The sequence below is a fragment of the Pseudomonas sp. LAIL14HWK12:I10 genome (genome assembly GCF_900184205.1).
Lineage (GTDB): Bacteria > Pseudomonadota > Gammaproteobacteria > Pseudomonadales > Pseudomonadaceae > Aquipseudomonas > Aquipseudomonas kermanshahensis.
Window position 1 is genome coordinate 260,742 of the sequence record NZ_FXWU01000007.1, and the last position, 17,728, is coordinate 278,469.

At 62.5% G+C, this 17,728-nt stretch carries 16 protein-coding genes; 11 read left to right on the forward strand and 5 right to left on the reverse strand.

The window, feature by feature from the left end:
* Window positions 1–11: 11 nt before the first annotated feature.
* From ssuE to QOS90_RS17690, 3 genes are all read right to left on the reverse strand, one after another.
* Window positions 12–605 carry an NADPH-dependent FMN reductase gene (gene ssuE / locus QOS90_RS17680; protein WP_027595178.1) on the reverse strand — a complete coding sequence of 198 codons (594 nt, stop codon included), beginning with the start codon at window positions 603–605 and terminating at the stop codon, window positions 12–14.
* Window positions 606–834: 229 nt separating this feature from the next.
* Window positions 835–1,473, reverse strand: coding sequence for a peroxiredoxin (locus tag QOS90_RS17685; RefSeq protein WP_027595177.1), 639 nt, complete (start codon window positions 1,471–1,473; stop codon window positions 835–837).
* Between the two features lie 165 nt (window positions 1,474–1,638).
* Window positions 1,639–2,967, reverse strand: coding sequence for an OprD family porin (locus QOS90_RS17690; RefSeq protein WP_085273870.1), 1,329 nt, complete (start codon window positions 2,965–2,967; stop codon window positions 1,639–1,641).
* Between the two features lie 499 nt (window positions 2,968–3,466).
* On the opposite strand from QOS90_RS17690, the gene tauA reads away from it, so the two are divergent.
* The 4 genes from tauA to tauD are packed head-to-tail and all read left to right on the forward strand — an operon-like array spanning window position 3,467 to window position 6,955.
* Entirely contained in the window at window positions 3,467–4,438 is a 972-nt protein-coding gene (tauA, locus tag QOS90_RS17695) for a taurine ABC transporter substrate-binding protein (RefSeq protein ID WP_085273871.1), read from the forward strand.
* Window positions 4,439–4,451: 13 nt separating this feature from the next.
* Window positions 4,452–5,240, forward strand: a complete 789-nt coding sequence (gene tauB, locus QOS90_RS17700) for a taurine ABC transporter ATP-binding subunit (protein WP_027595174.1) — start codon at window positions 4,452–4,454, stop codon at window positions 5,238–5,240.
* Window positions 5,237–6,076, forward strand: a complete 840-nt coding sequence (tauC, locus tag QOS90_RS17705) for a taurine ABC transporter permease TauC (protein WP_085273872.1) — start codon at window positions 5,237–5,239, stop codon at window positions 6,074–6,076. Before tauB ends, tauC begins: the two co-directional genes overlap by 4 nt.
* A 45-nt stretch (window positions 6,077–6,121) precedes the next feature.
* On the forward strand, window positions 6,122–6,955 hold the full coding sequence (gene tauD, locus QOS90_RS17710) for a taurine dioxygenase (RefSeq protein ID WP_085273873.1): 834 nt from the start codon (window positions 6,122–6,124) through the stop codon (window positions 6,953–6,955).
* Between the two features lie 114 nt (window positions 6,956–7,069).
* Here the strand turns inward: tauD and betT are convergent, their stop codons facing one another.
* Together betT and epsC are read right to left on the reverse strand one after the other, a co-directional pair.
* Window positions 7,070–9,031, reverse strand: a complete 1,962-nt coding sequence (gene betT, locus QOS90_RS17715) for a choline transporter BetT (RefSeq protein ID WP_172960398.1) — start codon at window positions 9,029–9,031, stop codon at window positions 7,070–7,072.
* A gap of 255 nt (window positions 9,032–9,286) precedes the next feature.
* Window positions 9,287–10,219: a serine O-acetyltransferase EpsC gene (gene epsC / locus QOS90_RS17720; RefSeq protein WP_027595170.1), complete on the reverse strand. Its 933-nt coding sequence runs from the start codon at window positions 10,217–10,219 to the stop codon at window positions 9,287–9,289.
* A 271-nt stretch (window positions 10,220–10,490) separates the two neighbouring features.
* On the opposite strand from epsC, the gene tcyJ reads away from it, so the two are divergent.
* The 7 genes from tcyJ (at window position 10,491) to QOS90_RS17755 (ending at window position 17,727) form a co-directional block, all read left to right on the forward strand.
* Entirely contained in the window at window positions 10,491–11,285 is a 795-nt protein-coding gene (gene tcyJ / locus QOS90_RS17725) for a cystine ABC transporter substrate-binding protein (protein ID WP_027595169.1), read from the forward strand.
* Window positions 11,282–11,950 carry a cystine ABC transporter permease gene (gene tcyL, locus QOS90_RS17730; protein WP_085273874.1) on the forward strand — a complete coding sequence of 223 codons (669 nt, stop codon included), beginning with the start codon at window positions 11,282–11,284 and terminating at the stop codon, window positions 11,948–11,950. The genes tcyJ and tcyL overlap by 4 nt, the downstream gene beginning before the upstream one ends.
* Window positions 11,951–11,952: 2 nt before the next feature.
* Window positions 11,953–12,711, forward strand: a complete 759-nt coding sequence (gene tcyN / locus QOS90_RS17735) for an L-cystine ABC transporter ATP-binding protein TcyN (protein WP_085273875.1) — start codon at window positions 11,953–11,955, stop codon at window positions 12,709–12,711.
* 269 nt (window positions 12,712–12,980) lie between these two features.
* Window positions 12,981–14,222 carry an SfnB family sulfur acquisition oxidoreductase gene (locus QOS90_RS17740; RefSeq protein ID WP_085273876.1) on the forward strand — a complete coding sequence of 414 codons (1,242 nt, stop codon included), beginning with the start codon at window positions 12,981–12,983 and terminating at the stop codon, window positions 14,220–14,222.
* A 139-nt stretch (window positions 14,223–14,361) separates the two neighbouring features.
* Window positions 14,362–15,543, forward strand: coding sequence for an SfnB family sulfur acquisition oxidoreductase (locus QOS90_RS17745; protein WP_085273877.1), 1,182 nt, complete (start codon window positions 14,362–14,364; stop codon window positions 15,541–15,543).
* Window positions 15,543–16,934, forward strand: a complete 1,392-nt coding sequence (locus QOS90_RS17750) for an LLM class flavin-dependent oxidoreductase (protein ID WP_085273878.1) — start codon at window positions 15,543–15,545, stop codon at window positions 16,932–16,934. Before QOS90_RS17745 ends, QOS90_RS17750 begins: the two co-directional genes overlap by 1 nt.
* Window positions 16,927–17,727: a MetQ/NlpA family ABC transporter substrate-binding protein gene (locus QOS90_RS17755; RefSeq protein ID WP_085273879.1), complete on the forward strand. Its 801-nt coding sequence runs from the start codon at window positions 16,927–16,929 to the stop codon at window positions 17,725–17,727. Before QOS90_RS17750 ends, QOS90_RS17755 begins: the two co-directional genes overlap by 8 nt.
* Window position 17,728 lies beyond the last annotated feature (1 nt).

The window sequence follows — 17,728 nt, forward strand, 5'->3', positions numbered from 1 at the left end:
GTTGAACCGGGTCAGATGCTCCAGCGGGCACTGATCAGGCGTTCATTGAGTACGCCGGGGGCCACGGGGCGCGGCCGACGGGCCAGGGCAACGTGGAAGGTTTCCAGCGAGTCCTGCAGGCGCTCATCCAGAGCAGGTGCCAGCTGTGCCGCCTTGGCGCCTTCTGCGTAGGCGACCTGGCTGTCGTCGGCGAAGATCCCTTGCAGGGTCTCTTGCGCCTTGAGTGCCGACAGCACCGGTTTTAACGCGTAATCCACCGCCAGCATGTGGGCGATGCTGCCGCCGGTAGCGATGGGCAACACGACCTTGTGCTCCAGGGCGCGTTCGGGCAGCAGGTCGAGCAATGTTTTCAGCGCGCCGGCGAACGATGCCTTGTACACCGGGGTGGCGACGATCAGGCCATCGGCCTGGGCCACCAGTTGCTGGAAGTGCTGCACCTGCGGGCTGTCGAAGCGCGCATGGAGCAGGTCCTCGGCGGGGAAGTCACGTACCTGAAAGGTCACCACTTCGACGCCACGGTGCTGCAGCCACTGGCGCGAGCGCTCGAGCAACACGCCGGAGCGTGAACGGGTACCAGGGCTACCACCGATTGAGACGACCAGCATTGGAGCGCTTCCTTGTGTTCTGTTGGGAGTGACATTAACAGCCCGTTCATATATCTAGAAATCATATTTTTTCATTTGTTTATTCCACTTTTATCTATCCCCCAATACGGTCTCTGTGGGAGCGGGTTTACCCGCGAAGAAGCCAACACCGTTCCTTCAGGCATAAAAAAGGGCCGTCGAAACGGCCCGAAATCCCTGCTATGGCTAAGAGCAATGCAACGTGGATCCATTAACGATTAGGTTGCGGCGTAAGGCGCAGATAAGGCTTCACCGCCCGATACCCTTTGGGGAAACGCTGCTTGATCTCCTCCTCGTCTTTGAGCGAAGGCACGATCACTACGTCGTCACCGTCCTGCCAGTTACCTGGCGTGGCGACCTTGTAGTTGTCGGTCAGCTGCAGCGAGTCGATTACCCGCAAAATCTCGTTGAAGTTGCGCCCGGTACTGGCCGGATAGGTAATGGTCAGGCGCACCTTCTTGTTTGGGTCGATGACGAACAGCGAGCGCACGGTCAGGGTGTCGTTCGCGTTCGGGTGAATCAGGTCGTAGAGGTCGGACACCTTGCGGTCGGCGTCCGCGATGATAGGGAAGTTGACCACGGTGTTCTGGGTCTCGTTGATGTCATCGATCCACTTGTGGTGCGAGTCGACTGGGTCCACCGACAACGCGATGGCCTTGACGCCGCGCTGGGCGAAGTCGTCTTTGAGCTTGGCGGTCAGGCCCAGTTCGGTGGTGCACACCGGGGTAAAGTCGGCCGGGTGGGAAAACAGCACACCCCAACTGTTGCCGAGCCACTCGTGGAAGCGGATCTTGCCTTCACTGGAATCCTGTTCGAAATCGGGGGCGATGTCGCCGAGTTTGAGGCTCATGGGGTGCGGCTCCTGTGCTGTGTTCTGGCCTTGTGGGGTTCAATGTGCCTGCATTCAGTTAAAAACAAAAAGAATAAATACTGATTTATTTATAACCACAGAGCATACCGAATTGCAGACATAAAAAAGCCTCGCACTAGGCGAGGCTTCTGGTTCAGCTACGGCTTACAGGAAGTTGTAAGTGTAGTTGAAGATCAGACGGGTCTGATCCTGGTCAGCCAGCGAGCTGGTGCCAGTGCCACGGTAGACACCGTGACGCAGGCTGGCGCCCAGGCCTTTGAAGGTGCCTTCCTGGATAACGTAGTCGACGCGGGCGTCACGTTCCCATTCGCTGAAGGTACCGTTGCCGTTGGCGTTCTTGCCGTCTTCACCTTTCAGGTAGGAGACCGAAGCTTTCAGGCCAGGGACGCCCAGACGCGCGAAGTCATACGAGTACTGACCGAAGGTGGTGTTTTCACCGGCCTTGGCGAACTGGTTGATCATGCTGTCGGTGAACAGGTAGAAGCTGGAACCACCGGCGCCTTCGTTGCGGCCATTGCCATCAACGACGCTGCCTTGGTTGAGCCAGACGAAACCACCGTCATCGTTGACGCGCTGGTGACCGAGCATCAGCGCATGGCCGCCCAGGGTGTAGGTGAACATGGCGGTCCAGGTCTTGTTGTCGACCTCGCCAGCGTTCTTGGCATAACCGCCGTTGTTGTTGAAGCGGTAGCCGGCTTCACCGTTCTTGCCGTCGCTGCTGCTGTCGAAGTAGCGCAGGTCGGTCTTGAACGACTGGTCGTCAGCAATCTTGAACACGTGGGTCGCGCCCAGGAAGTGCTGCTTGTAGAAGTCTTCCAGGTTCGAGTAGTAGTACTGCAGGGTCAAGTCTGGCGTGAGCTTGTAGTCCAGGCCGCCGTAGCGGAACTTGTTGCTGTCCTGGGTAGCGCCCGCCACGGACAGGCCGGTACGGTTGCTCGAAGCACGGCCCATGGCGTGGGTCAGCTGACCGGCGTTGACGGTCAGGTTGTCGATTTCCTTCGACTGGATGGTGCCACCCTCGAAGGTCTGCGGCAGCAGACGGCCATCGTTGGCCACCAGGATCGGCAGGTTCGGCGCCAGGGCGCTACCGAAGTGGGCTTCGGTCTTGGAGAAGCGAGCCTTGGCGTTACCGCCTACACGCGCCCACTGGCTTACAGCAGACCCGTCGGTATCGCTCGGGAAGAAGCTGCTGTTGTCAGGGTGCTTGCCGCGGCCGCCATCCAGGTGAATACCCCACAGGGCCTGAACATCGACGCCGAAGCCAACGGTACCCTCGGTGAAACCGGACAGGTAGTCGAGCTTGAAGCCCTGGCCAGACTCGCGGTTGTCAGCACCGCCGTCACGGTTGTCGTTGTTGAAGTACATGGTGCGCGAGCTGAGCGACAGTTTGCTGTCTTCAACGAAACCGGCAGCGCCTGCTTGTTGGGCGAGAACCCCCAGTGCCACGGCCAGAGCCAGGCTGGACTTGTACATGTTTTGCTCCTCTACGTTCTAATTCTTGTGTATCTCTGGAGGCGGGGTCTGCTGCCCCGCTCACCGTGGATTGGCGATTTAGTCCCAAAGCGTGACCATGAAGTCAATCGTTTCTAAACGTTTCGCGACTTTGGTCTAAGACGCCACCTGCGCTACAGGATAATGACAATCCTATAAATCCAAAATGACCGTTTTATGAATTTGTAAGATTTTTCCGGAATATGTTAGGAACCTTTACTGCCTTTTGTTGTAAACGGCACACTCGTTCATAACTGTGGGTTATTTGCAAACGTTTGCTCATAACCTAATTCCATACTGCTCTAAGGGACGAAAAAGCCTAGCAGCCCTGTCGGATTTCGCCATTGCGCGACATCAACGGCGCGCGGCTTAAAGCATTTGGCTCCTAAGCTAATTCTAAAAAGTTATTTATTTTAGATTTCTTAGATCATTTAGTCTTCTCGCCATCCATCACATCGATTGCCTGACGAGAGGTTCAACCATGATCCCGCACGCTCCGCTGCGCCTGTTCGCCGCCCTGACCCTCGCCGGCACCAGCTGGTTGGCCCAGGCCGCCGACCTGACCGTGGCCTACCAGACCACCGTTGACCCGGCCAAAGTGGCCCAGGTCGATGGCGACTACGAAAAAGCCAGCAAGGCCAGTATCGACTGGCGCAAATTCGACAACGGCGCCGATGTGATCACGGCTGTGGCCAGCGGTGACGTGCAGATCGGCTACCTCGGTTCCAGCCCGCTGGCCGCTGCGGCAACGCGCAAACTGCCAGTCGAGACCTTCCTGATCGCCACCCAGATCGGCGCGGGCGAAGCTCTGGTGGCACGCGACAGCATCAAGACGCCGCAAGACCTGATCGGCAAGAAAGTGGCCGTGCCTTTCGTTTCCACCGGCCACTACAGCCTGCTGGCGGCGCTCAAGGCCTGGAACATCGACCCGTCCAAGGTACAGATCCTCAACCTCGCGCCACCGGCGATCATTGCCGCCTGGAAACGCGGTGACATCGACGCGACCTACGTCTGGGACCCCGCCCTGGGCGTGGCCAAGGAAAACGGCAAGGTGCTGATCACCTCCGGTGAACTGGCCGAAAAAGGCGCACCGACCTTCGACGCCTGGATCGTGCGCAAGGACTTCGCCGACAAGCACCCTGACGTGGTCAAGGCGTTCGCCAAGGTCACCCTCGACGCCTACGCCGACTACCGCAAAGACCCGCAAGCGTGGCTGGCCAACAAGGACAACGTGGCCAAGCTGGTCAAGCTGTCCGGCGCCAAGGCCAGCGATATCCCGGTGCTGCTGGAAGGCAACGTCTACCCATTGGCCGCCGACCAGGCCAACGCCCTGGGTGCACCGACCACCCAAGCGCTGACCGACACAGCCACCTTCCTCAAGCAACAAGGCAAGGTCGACGCGGTGCTGCCGGACTACTCGCCGTACGTCAGCGCCAAGTTCCTTCCAAACTGATCCGGAGCCCGTCATGGCCTTGCTTGAACTGGAGCGCATCAGCGCACAGTACCCTGGCGCCAGCACCCCGGTGCTGGCCGACATCAACCTGAGCCTGGGGCCACGCCAGCTGCTGGTGGCCCTCGGGCCATCCGGCAGCGGCAAGACGTCGCTGCTCAACCTGATCGCCGGCTTCGTCGCCCCCAGCGGCGGCCGCATCACCCTTGACGGTGCACCGGTCAACGGCCCCAGCGCCGAACGCGGTGTGGTGTTCCAAGACGATGCCTTGCTGCCCTGGCAGAACGTGCTGGGCAACGTCGCCTTTGGCCTTGAGCTGGCCGGCGTACCGCGCGCCCAGCGCGAGGCCAAAGCCCGCGAGATGCTGGCCTTGGTCGACCTGGAAGGGTTTGCCGAGCGGCGCATATGGCAATTGTCCGGTGGCCAGAAGCAGCGTGTTGGCCTGGCCCGCGCGCTGGCGGCCGACCCACGGGTACTGCTGATGGACGAGCCGTTCGGCGCGCTCGACGCGTTCACCCGCGAGCAGATGCAAGAGCTGCTGCTGCAGGTCTGGCAGCGCACCGCAAAGCCTGTGTTCCTGATTACCCACGACATTGAAGAAGCGGTGTTCCTCGCCAGCGAGCTGGTGCTGCTGGCGCCCAACCCGGGGCGTGTAGTCGAGCGCCTGCAGTTGGACTTCGGCCAACGCTACGCGGCGGGCGAGCCGGCCCGGGCGATCAAGTCCGACCCCCGCTTCATCGAAACCCGCGAGCATGTGCTGGCGCGGGTCTTCTCCCAACGCCAAAGCCTGCAGGAGCGCGCATGAGCAGCCTGGATCTGCCGGTTACCGGCAAACGCGACGCCCACACCCGGCCTGCTGAAAAGGTACGCCGCCCGCTTGCTACCCGCTGGATCAGCACCCTGACCCTGGCCAGCCTGCTGCTGGCCTGGTGGCTGGTGACGGCCGCCGGCTGGATCCAGCCGCTGTTCCTGCCGGCGCCCGGCGATATCCTGGCCAGGGCCTGGACCCTACTGACCCAGGGCTACATGGATGCCAGCCTGTGGCAGCACCTGGGGGCAAGCCTGGGCCGTATCGGCCTGGCGCTGGTCGCCGCCACCCTGACCGCCATCCCGGTCGGCATCGCCATCGGTTACAACCGCGTGGCGCGGGGCATTCTCGACCCGCTGATCGAGTTCTACCGCCCTATTCCGCCATTGGCCTATCTGCCGCTCATCGTCATCTGGTGCGGCATCGGCGAGCTGTCGAAAGTGTTGCTGATTTACCTGGCGATCTTCGCCCCGATTGCCATCGCCACCGCCACCGGCGTACGCACCGTCGACCCGGCCAAACTGCGCGCCGCGCAATCGCTGGGGGCGACCAAGGCGCAACTGATCCGCCACGTGATCCTGCCCAGCGCCTTGCCCGACATCCTCACCGGCATCCGCATCGGCCTTGGGGTCGGCTGGTCGACCCTGGTCGCCGCAGAATTGATCGCCGCCACCAGCGGCCTGGGCTTCATGGTGCAGTCGGCGGCGCAGTTCCTGGTCACTGACGTGGTGGTGCTGGGCATTCTGCTGATCGCCCTGATCGCCTTCGCGTTGGAAATGAGCCTGCGCGCGCTGCAACGCAAGCTGGTGCCCTGGCACGGGCAAAGTCACTGACCACGCCGGCATTTCGGCGCCTAGTAAAAACAGATCGAGACCGACATGAGCCTGACCATCACCCCTCTCAGCCCGGCGCTCGGCGCCCAGATCAGCGGCGTGGACATCAGCCGCGACATCACCACCGAGCAGCGCGACGCCATCGAGCAAGCGCTGCTCAAGCACCAGGTGCTGTTCTTTCGCGATCAACCGATCAACCCAGACCAGCAAGCCCGCTTTGCGGCCCGCTTTGGTGACCTGCACATCCACCCGATCTACCCCAACGTGCCGGAAACCCCACAGGTGCTGGTGCTCGACACGGCGGTCACCGACGTGCGCGACAATGCCGTCTGGCACACCGACGTGACCTTCCTGCCGACCCCGGCGTTAGGCGCGGTACTCAGCGCCAAACAACTGCCGGCGTATGGCGGCGACACCCTGTGGGCCAGTGGCATTGCCGCCCTCGAAGCCTTGTCGGCGCCCCTGCGCGAGATGCTTGACGGGCTGACGGCCACCCATGACTTCACCAAGTCGTTCCCGCTCGAGCGTTTTGGCACCACGCCAGAAGACCTGGCGCGCTGGGAGGCGACCCGGCGCAACAACCCGCCGCTGTCACACCCAGTGATCCGCACGCACCCGGTCAGCGGGCGCAAGGCGCTGTTCGTCAACGAAGGGTTCACCACGCGCATCAATGAGTTGAACGAGTATGAGAGCGACGCATTGCTCAAGCTGCTGTTCGCCCATGCGACCAGGCCTGAGTTCAGCATTCGCTGGCGGTGGCAGGAAAATGATGTAGCGTTCTGGGACAACCGCGTGACCCAGCATTTTGCGGTGGATGATTACCGGCCGAATCGGCGGGTGATGCACCGGGCGACGATTTTGGGGGATGCGCCGTTTTGAACCGCGGGAGGCCGTTGGCCTCCATTCGCAGCACAAGGCTGCTCCTACAGGGGATCGCACATCCTGTAGGAGCAGCCTTGTGCTGCGAAAGGGCCGCAAAGCGGCCCCAGCGTTCTAGCGGACCAAGTGCAAGTACTGCATATGCCGCTCGTACTGGTCGAGGATGTCGTTGATGATCTGCTCCTTGCTGTAGCCCACCAGGTCGTAGTTCTGGCTGCCCTCGCTCAGGTGCACCTCCGCCCGGTAATAACGGCGGTTCTTCAACTCCTGAGCACCCAGCCCACCCAGCGCAAACGACGGCGTGAAATAGCCGCGCATCTGCACCTGGTAGATGAAGGGTTGCTCCTCGCCATGGCCCACTTTCAAGCTGACGTTGTCGTGGCTCGGGTCGTCCTGGGTAATCAGCACCAGGCCCTTCTGCTCGAACACCTCACGCACATCGGCAATCGCCGGGCGCACCACGTCGTCCATGAAGCGGTACACCTCATCGCGTGATGGGAAGTGCACGGCCTGGCTCAGGCGCTGGCGCCAGCCGCCACGACCGCGACGCGACTGAGCGAACGGCGCCAGCGAATGCATCTGCGCAATCTGCCGCTGGGACTCCAGGTAGAACGCCTTGTGCAGCCCCCACATCATGCACAGCAAGATCAGCGAGAACGGCAGCGAGGTCAGCACCACCGCCGACTTCAGCGAATCGATGCTGCCGGCGAACAGCAATGCACTGGTGATCAGCGCGGTCATCGCGCCCCAGAAAATCCGCAGCCAGTTAGGCCCGTCTTCATCCGGGTCACCCCCCTTGGCCGACAAAGTCGACAGCACCACAGTGCCCGAGTCGGCCGAGGTGACGAAGAACACGAAGCTGATAAACACCGTGGTCGCGATGACCACCTTGCTCCAGGGGTAGGTCTCTAGCAGCAGGTACAGGCTCATCGACGGGTTATCCAGCGCCGATTGGCCAAGCGCGGTCATGCCATGGTTGATGACCTGGTCCAATGCGCTGTTGCCGAAGATCGACATCCACGCCAGGGTGAAGCCCAGGGGAATCAACAACACGCCGAAGACGAATTCGCGGATGGTGCGCCCGCGCGAAATACGCGCAATGAACAAGCCCACGAATGGCGCCCAGGCAATCCACCAGGCCCAGTAGAACACCGTCCAGCCGCCCAGCCAGTCGCGGTTTTCGCCATAGGCATAGACGTCGAAGCTCTTGCGGGGCAAGGCGCCGAGGTAGTCACCCAGGTTCTGGATAAGCGTGTTGAACAGGTGCTGGGTAGGGCCGGCAAACAGCACGAACAGCAACAGCGCGCAGGCCAGGAACAGGTTGATGTCGCTCATCACCCGCACGCCTTTCTCCACACCGGCGACCGCCACGGCCACCGCCGCGCCCATCATCAGGGTGATCAGCGCGACCTGCACCCACTGGCTGTGGCTGATCCCGAACAGGTAATCCAGGCCGGCATTCAAGTGCAACACGCCAAAGCCCATGTCGGCGCCCAGGCCGAACACCGTGGCAATGATGCCGAAGCCATCCACCGCGTAACCAATCGGCCCGTTGATGCGCTTGCCGATCAGGGGGTACAGCGCCGAGCGCAAGGCCAGCGGCAGGTTATGCCGGTAGGCGAAGTAGGCCAGCGCCATGCCGACGAAGGCAAACACGCCCCAGCCATGCAGGCCCCAGTGCAGGAACAGGATCTGCATGGCCTGGCGCCCGGCCTCTGCCGTGCCTGCTTCGCCTTGGGGCGGCTGCAGCATGTGGGTCAGCGGTTCGGATACGCAGAAGAAGAAAAGCGTGATGCTGATGCCGGCGGCAAACAGCATGCCGGCCCAGGACAAGTAGCTGAACTCGGGTTCGTCGTGGTCGGCACCGAGCTTGATCTTGCCGTAGCCAGACAAGGCGGTGACCACCACGAAGACCAGGTACAGCGTCATCGCCAGCATGTAGTACCAGCCGACCGTGTTGGCCGCCCAGTTCTGTGCCGCCAGCAACCAGTCGCCTGCGGCTTGCGGATTGGTGATGACAATGAGGCCGAAGATGAGGATGAAACTTGCCGCGAAATAGAACACCGGAGGGTTCATGCGCATCTTGCCGTTGGCAAGGGTGGGGGTCGGTGCACTCATCGGGCATGCACCTCGTCACGTGACGTAAGGTTCGAAATGAACGGGTTCAGCAAAGGAATCCTCCTGTTGAACACCGGCAGCGGACCAGCGTTTTTTCATTGAACAAGCGTTCAAGTTAACCATGGATCGGGATTTGATGCGAACCGGGGTGCTGATCGGTGCATGCCTGAACCGGCCCGCGAAAGGGCCGGTACAGCCAGTAAAGACCTCAGGTCAGTTCTTGTCCTGGCAATCCAGCTGCAGGTTGGCCTGGGTAATGTTGCTCTCGGCCGGCACGCTGCGGGTGAGCCACACATTACCGCCAATGGTCGAGCCCTTGCCGATGGTAATGCGCCCCAGGATCGTCGCCCCCGCATAGATCACCACGTCGTCCTCGACGATCGGGTGGCGCGGCAGGCCTTTGTGCAGGGTACCCGACTCATCGCTTGGGAAGCGCTTGGCGCCCAGTGTCACCGCCTGGTAGATACGTACCCGCTCGCCGATGATCGCGGTCTCGCCAATCACCACGCCGGTGCCGTGGTCGATGAAGAAGCTCGGGCCGACCTGCGCGCCGGGGTGGATGTCGATACCGGTCGCCGAATGCGCCAGCTCCGAACTGATACGCGCCAGCAGCGGCAAACCAGCCTGGTACAAGTGATGCGCCAGGCGGTGATGGATGATGGCGAGGATGCCTGGGTAGCACAGCAGCACCTCATCGACACTGCGCGCCGCCGGGTCACCGTGGTAGGCGGCCAGCACGTCGGTGTCGAGCAATACCCGCAGGTTGGGCAGCGCCGCGGCAAAATCCTGGATCAGCCGCAGTGCCTGGGCATCGACGGACACCAAGTCACCCTGGCTCTGCCGGGCGGCGTAGCGCAGCTCCAGGCGGGCCTGGGCCAGCAATGCGGTCAGGGCGGCATCCAGGGTGTGCCCTACGTAAAAATCTTCACTCTCTTCGCGCAGGTCGACCGGCCCAAGGCGCATCGGGAACAGCGCCCCGCACAACTGCTCGAGAATCTGCCGCATGGCCTCGCGAGAGGGCAGTTCGCGCCCGCCCTGCTCGCCAATGCTGCGGCCATTGCGGCTGCGCCATTGCTCACGGGCGCTGCGCAAACCACTGACGATGCTGTGCAACTGCCAATGCGCGGATGTTGGTTGTTCGCTCACGGTGTTCTCCTGCCTGGGGCCAATCTGTCGTTATGCAATCCACTCTACGGCAAATCCATCCCTTGGAAAAAACAACGCTTTATTCCATCCTGCGCTAAGTCGGGCATAAGCCGCGATGACGGCGCCAGTATCCTGGCCTACCCTCAAAGCTGATGTCACTCGGCAGAAAAAACAAAACGGAATAATAAGATAATTTTTTATTATTTCCTGGCCTAAGCGGCCAACTTTATAGTCGCCACCCACTACTTCCACACCAAGCGCGGGGCCTGACATGTCGAAATTCGCCAAACCGCTACTCAACGCCAGCCTGGCCATCCTGCTGGGTGCCGGCCTGCTCAGCCAGGCCTTCGCCGGCGAGCAATTGAAGACCATTCAGGAAAAGGGCGTGATCAACGTCGGCCTGGAAGGCACCTACCCACCGTTCAGCTTCGTCAACGCAGACGGAAACCTGACCGGCTTCGAGGTTGAACTCTCCGAGCTGTTGGCCAAGGAGCTCGGGGTCAAAGCCAAGGTTCAACCGACCAAATGGGATGGGATTCTCGCCGCGCTGGAATCCAAGCGTCTGGACGTGGTGATCAACCAAGTGACCATTTCCGAAGAGCGCAAGAAGAAGTACGACTTCTCCGAGCCCTACACCATTTCCGGCATCCAGGCGCTGATCCTGAAGAAGAAGGCCGAGCAGCTGAACATCCACAAAGCGGCTGACCTGGCTGGCAAGAAAGTCGGCGTAGGCCTGGGCACCAACTACGAGCAATGGGTCAAGCAAGATGTTCCGCAAGCAGACGTGCGCACCTATGAAGACGACCCGAGCAAATTCGCCGACCTGCGCAACGGCCGCATCGACGCGATCCTGATCGACCGCCTGGCCGCACTGGAATACGCGCAAAAAGCCAAGGACACCGAGCTTGCCGGCGACGCCTTCTCGCGCCTGGAAAGCGGCGTGGCCCTGCGCAAAGGCGAACCTGAGTTGCTGGCGGCCCTCAACAAGGCCATCGACAAGCTCAAGGCCGACGGCACGCTGGCCAAGCTGTCGGAAAAATACTTCGGTGCCGATGTCACTAAATGATCCCTGAAAGCCTGCAACTCGTTGTCGATTCCACGCCCTTCCTGCTGAAGGGCGCGGGTTATACGGTGCTGCTCAGTGTCGGTGGCATGTTCTTCGGCCTGGTGCTGGGGTTTGCCCTGGCGCTGATGCGGCTGTCGAAGATGTTGCCGCTGGACTGGCTGGCACGCATCTACGTGTCGTTCTTCCGGGGCACGCCGCTGCTGGTGCAGCTGTTCGTGATCTACTTCGGCATGCCGCAGATCGGTATCGAACTCGACCCCATCCCGGCCTCGCTGATCGGCCTGTCGCTGAACATGGCAGCTTACATCTGCGAAATCCTGCGTGCGGCGATTTCATCGATCGACCGTGGCCAGTGGGAAGCCGCTGCCAGCATCGGCATGACCCGCACCCAGGCCATGCGCCGGGCCATCCTGCCGCAAGCCCTGCGTACGGCCTTGCCGCCGCTGGGCAACAGCTTCATCTCGCTGGTCAAGGACACCGCCCTGGCGGCGACCATCCAGGTGCCCGAGCTGTTCCGCCAGGCCCAGCTGATTACCGCGCGCACCTTCGAAGTCTTCACCATGTACCTGGCTGTGGCCGTTATCTACTGGATCCTCTGCAGTATCCTCGCGCACTTCCAGAACCGCATGGAAGCGCGGGTCAACCAGCATGACCAGGAGCATTGAGCATGATCGTAGTTAAAGGCCTGTCCAAGCAGTTCAAGGGCCAGACCGTGCTCAATGGCATCGACCTGACCGTGCAGCCAGGCGAAGTGGTCGCCATCATCGGCCCCAGCGGCTCGGGCAAGACCACCTTCCTGCGCTGCCTCAACCTGCTGGAAACCCCCGACGCCGGGCAGATCCAGATCGGCGCCATCAGCATCGATGCCAATCGCCCGCTGGGTGGGCAGCAGAGTGCGATTCGCCGGTTGCGTCAGCAGGCCGGTTTCGTGTTCCAGAACTTCAACCTGTTCCCCCACCGCACCGCCCTGGAAAACGTCATCGAGGGCCCGGTGATCGTCAAGAAGACGCCCCGCGACCAGGCCATTGCCCTGGGCCGCAAGCTGATGGCCAAGGTAGGCCTGGCGGGCAAGGAAGACGCCTACCCGCGGCGCCTTTCCGGTGGCCAGCAGCAGCGGGTAGCGATTGCCCGTGCCCTGGCGATGGAGCCTGAGGTGATTCTGTTTGACGAACCGACCTCGGCGCTCGACCCGGAGCTGGTTGGCGAAGTGCTCGCCACCATCCGCGGCCTGGCCGAAGAAAAGCGCACCATGATCATCGTTACCCACGAGATGAGTTTTGCCCGTGATGTGGCGAACCGGGTGATCTTCTTCGACAAGGGGGTGATCGTCGAACAGGGTGAAGCCAAGGCGCTGTTTGCCGCGCCCAAGGAAGAGCGCACCCGGCAGTTCTTGCGCAAGTTCCTCGGCACCGCAGCTTCGGAATAAACCTGTACTGGCCTCTTCGCGGTCCGACTTGCCCGCGAAGAAGCCGGCACCCGCTGCGCAAATCTCAACTTCTATATATATTCCAAAAGGTTAGTTCATAATCTTTTAATAAGCCATTAGGGTATATACACCGGACCACCGGACCAGCAAACGTCTGTCGCCATCAGCTGAAGCGACGCATCTACTTTTGTGAGGTTAGGAATGGTCAGGATCACAATCACCCCAGTGCGTATCGCCAGGGCATTGAGTGCAGCCAAGGAGCGGTACTGATGTCCAGCCAGCCAAATACCCTTTTCCACAGCGACGTCGACAGCTCGCCCCTGCTGCTGCCAGCCAAGGTGCTGCGCAACGACGCCGAGGCCCTGCAAGCCGCACGCGAACTGGCCGACGTGGCCCGTGAGCAGGCCGCACGCCGCGACCAGCAACGCAAACTGCCGTGGGCAGAGATCGAGCAGTTCACCCGTAGCGGCCTGGGCAGCATCAGCGTACCCAAGGCCTATGGCGGCCCCGATGTCTCGTTCGAAACCGTGGCGGAAGTCTTCCGCCTGATCAGTGCCGCCGACCCGGCCCTGGGGCAGATCCCACAGAACCAGTTCGGCATGCTGCAGTTGCTGCGCCTGACCGCCACCGAGGCACAGCAGGCGGTGATCTTCCGCAGCGTGCTGGACGGCTGGCGCATCGGCAATGCCGGCCCCGAGCGCGGCACCAAAGACACCCTGACCCTGAAGGCAAAGATCACCCGCGTAGGCGACGGTTATCGCATCAGTGGTGAAAAGTTCTACTCCACGGGCGCCCTGTACGCCCACTGGGTGGCGGTCAAGGCACTGGACGACGAAGGCCGCCAGCGCCTGGCCTTCGTCCGCCGCGGCAGCCCTGGGCTGCGCATCGTCGATGACTGGTCTGGGTTCGGCCAACGCACCACCGCCAGCGGCACCGTGCTGCTCGACCAGGTACCGGTCGATGCGGAACTGGTGATCGACAACTGGCGCCAGCGTGACACGCCGAATATCCAGGGCGCGGCTTCGCAGTTGATCCAGGCAGCCATCGACGCCGGCATCGCCGAAGCGGCCATCGATGATGCCATCAGCTTTGTGCGCGACAAATCGCGGCCCTGGATCGACGCCAAGGTCGAGCGCGCCAGCGACGACCCGTACGTGATCGCCTACATCGGCCGCCTCAAGCTCGAGCTGCACGCTGCCGAGGCGCTGCTACGCAAAGCGGCGCGGGTGCTCGATGAGGTCAATGCTGCACCGATCGACGCTGCCTCTGCGGCCCGCGCTTCGATTGCTGTGGCCGAGGCCAAGGTGCTGACCACCGAGGTCTCCTTGCAGGCCAGCGAAAAGCTGTTCGAGCTGGCCGGCAGCCGCGCCACCCTGGGCGAGTTCAACCTCGACCGCCACTGGCGCAACGCCCGCGTGCACACCCTGCATGACCCGGTGCGCTGGAAGTACCACGCGGTGGGCGCTTACCACCTGAACGGCAGCCTGCCTGCGCGGCATTCCTGGATCTGATTATTGGCCCTGGGGCCGCTTCGCAGCCCAATCGCCGGCAAGCCGGCTCCCACCTTCAGAGCGCTACCGCCGAACGTGTGGGAGCCGGCTTGCCGGCGATTGGGGCGCGAAGCGGCCCCCAAGGCCCCGGAGAAACACCATGACCACAAACATCATCACCAGCGACACCCAAGCCCTGGCCATCGCCGAAGATATCGCCCAGCAACTGCGCCGCGACAGCGCCCTGCGCGACCGCGAGCGTCGCCTGCCCCATGCCGAACTCGACCTGTTCACCCGCTCCGGCCTGTGGGCCATCAGCGTGCCCAAGGCCTTCGGCGGCGCCGGTGTGTCCAACGTCACCCTGGCCAAAGTCATCGCCCGCATCGCCCAGGCCGATGGCTCCTTGGGGCAGATCCCGCAAAACCACTTCTATGCCCTGGAAGTGCTGCGGGTAAACGGCAGCCCTGAACAACAGCAACGCCTGTACGCCGAAGTGCTGGCCGGCCGGCGCTTTGGCAATGCCTTGGCCGAACTGGGCACCAAGACCGCCAACGACCGCACCACCCGCCTGAGCCGCGACGGTGATGGGTTCCGTATCAATGGCCGCAAGTTCTATTCAACCGGTGCCCTTTACGCCCAGCGCATCCCGACCTCGGTGATCGATGACGATGGCGTGCAACAATTGGCCTTCGTCCCCGCCGACAGCCAAGGCCTGCAGGTGATCGACGACTGGAGCGGCTTCGGCCAGCGCACCACCGGCAGTGGTTCGGTGGTATTCGACAATGTGTGGGTCAGCGCGCAAGACGTAGTCACCTTCCAGAGCGCCTTCGAACGCCCGACCCCGGTCGGCCCACTGGCACAGATTCTCCACGCCGCCATCGACACCGGCATCGCCCGCGCCGCCTACGAAGATGCCCTGCACTTCGTGCGCACCCGCAGCCGCCCCTGGGTCGACTCGGGCCTGGACAAGGCCAGCGAAGACCCCTTGACCCTGAAAAGCTTCGGCCAACTGGCGATCCGCCTGCACGCCACCGAAGCCCTGCTCGAACGCGCCGGTGAATACCTCGACCGCGCCCAGCAAGACAGCAGCGCCGACAACGTCGCCGCCGCCTCCATTGCCGTGGCCGAAGCACGCGCCATCAGCACCGAGATTTCCCTCGCCGCCGGCACCACGCTGTTCGAACTGGCCGGTAGCCAGGCCACCCTCGCCGAGCACAACCTCGACCGCCACTGGCGCAACGCTCGCGTGCACACCCTGCACGACCCAGTGCGCTGGAAGTACCACGCCATCGGCAACTACTACCTGAACAACGAAAACCCGCCGCGCCGGGGGACGATCTGATGGCCAAGCAGATTCTGCTCAATGCCTTCAACATGAACTGCATCGGGCACATCAACCATGGCCTGTGGACCCACCCGCGGGACACCTCGACCCAGTACAAGACGCTTGAATACTGGACCGACCTGGCACGCCTGCTGGAACGGGGCTTGTTCGACGGCCTGTTCATCGCCGACATCGTCGGCACCTACGACATCTATGGCCAGTCGCTGGAGATAACGCTCAAGGAGTCGATCCAGCTACCCGTCAACGACCCCCTGCTGTTGGTCTCGGCCATGGCTGCCGTCACCCGCCACCTGGGCTTCGGCCTTACCGCCAACCTCACTTACGAGGCGCCTTACTTGTTCGCCCGGCGCCTCTCCACGCTCGACCACCTCACCAATGGCCGGGTCGGCTGGAACATCGTCACCGGCTACCTCGACAGCGCGGCCCGCGCCATGGGCCTGGCGCAGCAACCCGAGCATGATCGGCGCTACGACCAGGCCGACGAGTACCTGCAGGTGCTGTACAAACTGCTCGAAGGCAGCTGGGCTGACGATGCCGTGGTCGCCGACCGCGAGCAGCGCGTCTACGCCCAGCCCGACAAGGTGCGCAAGGTCAGCCACCACGGTGAGTTCTACAACGTCGAGGGCTACCACCTGTGCGAGCCCTCAGCGCAACGCACACCGGTGCTGTTCCAGGCGGGCAGTTCCCCGCGCGGCCTCGCCTTTGCCGGCAACCATGCCGAGTGCGTGTTCATCAGCGGCCAGGACAAAACCGCCACCCGCGCCCAGGTCGACAAGGTGCGCGCGGCCGCCAAGGCGGCGGGCCGCGATCCGCAGGCGGTCAAGGTGTTCATGGGCATCACGGTGATCGTCGCCCCCACTGAGCAACAGGCCCAAGCCAAGCATGCCGAGTACCTTCGCCATGCCAGCCCCGAGGCCGGCGTGGCGCACTTTGCCGCCTCCACCGGCATCGACTTTGCGGCCTATGGGCTGGACGAGCCGATCGGCTTCAGCAAGGGCAACGCCATCCAGTCGGCCACGCGCCAGCTGCAGGAAAACGCCTGGACCCGCCGCCGCCTGCTTGATCAGCACGCCCTGGGCGGGCGCTACGTGACCCTGGTCGGCAGCCCTGAACAGGTCGCCGATGCCCTGATCGCCTGGCTCGACGAAACCGGGCTGGACGGCTTCAACCTGACCCGCACCGTTACACCAGAAAGCTTTGAGGATTTCATCGACCTGGTCATCCCGCAGCTACAACAGCGTGGCCGCTACAAGACCGCCTACGCCGAGGGCACCCTGCGCGAGAAGTTGTTCGATACCGACCACCCGCACCTGCCCGCCAGCCATCCCGGCTCGCGCTACCGCTTTACCCCAACCCCTGCCCCGACTGGAGCCCTGCACCATGCTTGAGAAACTGTTCCGGCCCGTCGCGGCCATTGCGGTCACCCTTGGCCTGTCCGCCAGCGCCTTCGCCGCCGAGCCGTTGAAAATCGGTACCACCTCCGCCTTTGCGATTCCCCTGGAAACCGCCGTGGAAGAAGCCCACAAGCAAGGCCTGGACGTGAAGCTGATCGAGTTCAGCGATTGGATAGCCCCCAACGTCAGCCTCAACAGCGGCGACATCGACGTGAACTACTTCCAGCACATCCCGTTCCTGGAAAACGCCAAGGCCGCTGCGGGCTTCAACCTGGTGCCCTACGCGCCAGGCATCATCAACAACGTCGGCCTGTACTCGAAAAAGTACAAAAGCTTCGCCGAGCTGCCCGAAGGCGCCAGCGTGGCCATCGCCAACGACCCGATCAACAGCGGCCGTGGCCTGCAGCTACTGGCCAAGGCGGGGCTGATCACGCTTAAACCTGGGGTCGGCTACAAGGCCACGGAAGACGACATCATCGCCAACCCCAAGCACCTTAAAATCCTTCAGGTCGAGGCGGTGCAACTGGTGCGCGCCTATGACGACGCTGACCTGGTCCAGGGCTACCCGGCCTACATCCGCCTGGCCAACAGCTTCGACGCCACCTCCGCGCTGCTGTTCGATGGCCTGGAAAACAAAGAGTACGTGATCCAGTTCGTCATTCGCCCGCAAAGCAAGGACGACCCGCGCCTGGCCAAGTTCGTCGATATCTACCAGCACTCGCCCGCGGTGCGCGCGGCCTTGAACAAAGCCCACGGCAACCTCTACCAGGCCGGTTGGGAGGGCTGAC

What these genes read in the sequence shown, in the direction of transcription:
- QOS90_RS17685 (WP_027595177.1), bottom strand. Translation starts at nt 1,473, where the DNA reads ATGAGCCTCAAACTCGGCGACATCGCCCCCGATTTCGAACAGGATTCC.
- QOS90_RS17690 (WP_085273870.1), bottom strand. Translation starts at nt 2,967, where the DNA reads ATGTACAAGTCCAGCCTGGCTCTGGCCGTGGCACTGGGGGTTCTCGCC.
- tcyN (WP_085273875.1), top strand. Translation starts at nt 11,953, where the DNA reads ATGATCGTAGTTAAAGGCCTGTCCAAGCAGTTCAAGGGCCAGACCGTG.
- tcyL (WP_085273874.1), top strand. Translation starts at nt 11,282, where the DNA reads ATGATCCCTGAAAGCCTGCAACTCGTTGTCGATTCCACGCCCTTCCTG.
- betT (WP_172960398.1), bottom strand. Translation starts at nt 9,031, where the DNA reads ATGAACCCTCCGGTGTTCTATTTCGCGGCAAGTTTCATCCTCATCTTC.
- tauD (WP_085273873.1), top strand. Translation starts at nt 6,122, where the DNA reads ATGAGCCTGACCATCACCCCTCTCAGCCCGGCGCTCGGCGCCCAGATC.
- QOS90_RS17755 (WP_085273879.1), top strand. Translation starts at nt 16,927, where the DNA reads ATGCTTGAGAAACTGTTCCGGCCCGTCGCGGCCATTGCGGTCACCCTT.
- ssuE (WP_027595178.1), bottom strand. Translation starts at nt 605, where the DNA reads ATGCTGGTCGTCTCAATCGGTGGTAGCCCTGGTACCCGTTCACGCTCC.
- tauA (WP_085273871.1), top strand. Translation starts at nt 3,467, where the DNA reads ATGATCCCGCACGCTCCGCTGCGCCTGTTCGCCGCCCTGACCCTCGCC.
- QOS90_RS17750 (WP_085273878.1), top strand. Translation starts at nt 15,543, where the DNA reads ATGGCCAAGCAGATTCTGCTCAATGCCTTCAACATGAACTGCATCGGG.
- tauB (WP_027595174.1), top strand. Translation starts at nt 4,452, where the DNA reads ATGGCCTTGCTTGAACTGGAGCGCATCAGCGCACAGTACCCTGGCGCC.
- QOS90_RS17745 (WP_085273877.1), top strand. Translation starts at nt 14,362, where the DNA reads ATGACCACAAACATCATCACCAGCGACACCCAAGCCCTGGCCATCGCC.
- tcyJ (WP_027595169.1), top strand. Translation starts at nt 10,491, where the DNA reads ATGTCGAAATTCGCCAAACCGCTACTCAACGCCAGCCTGGCCATCCTG.
- tauC (WP_085273872.1), top strand. Translation starts at nt 5,237, where the DNA reads ATGAGCAGCCTGGATCTGCCGGTTACCGGCAAACGCGACGCCCACACC.
- QOS90_RS17740 (WP_085273876.1), top strand. Translation starts at nt 12,981, where the DNA reads ATGTCCAGCCAGCCAAATACCCTTTTCCACAGCGACGTCGACAGCTCG.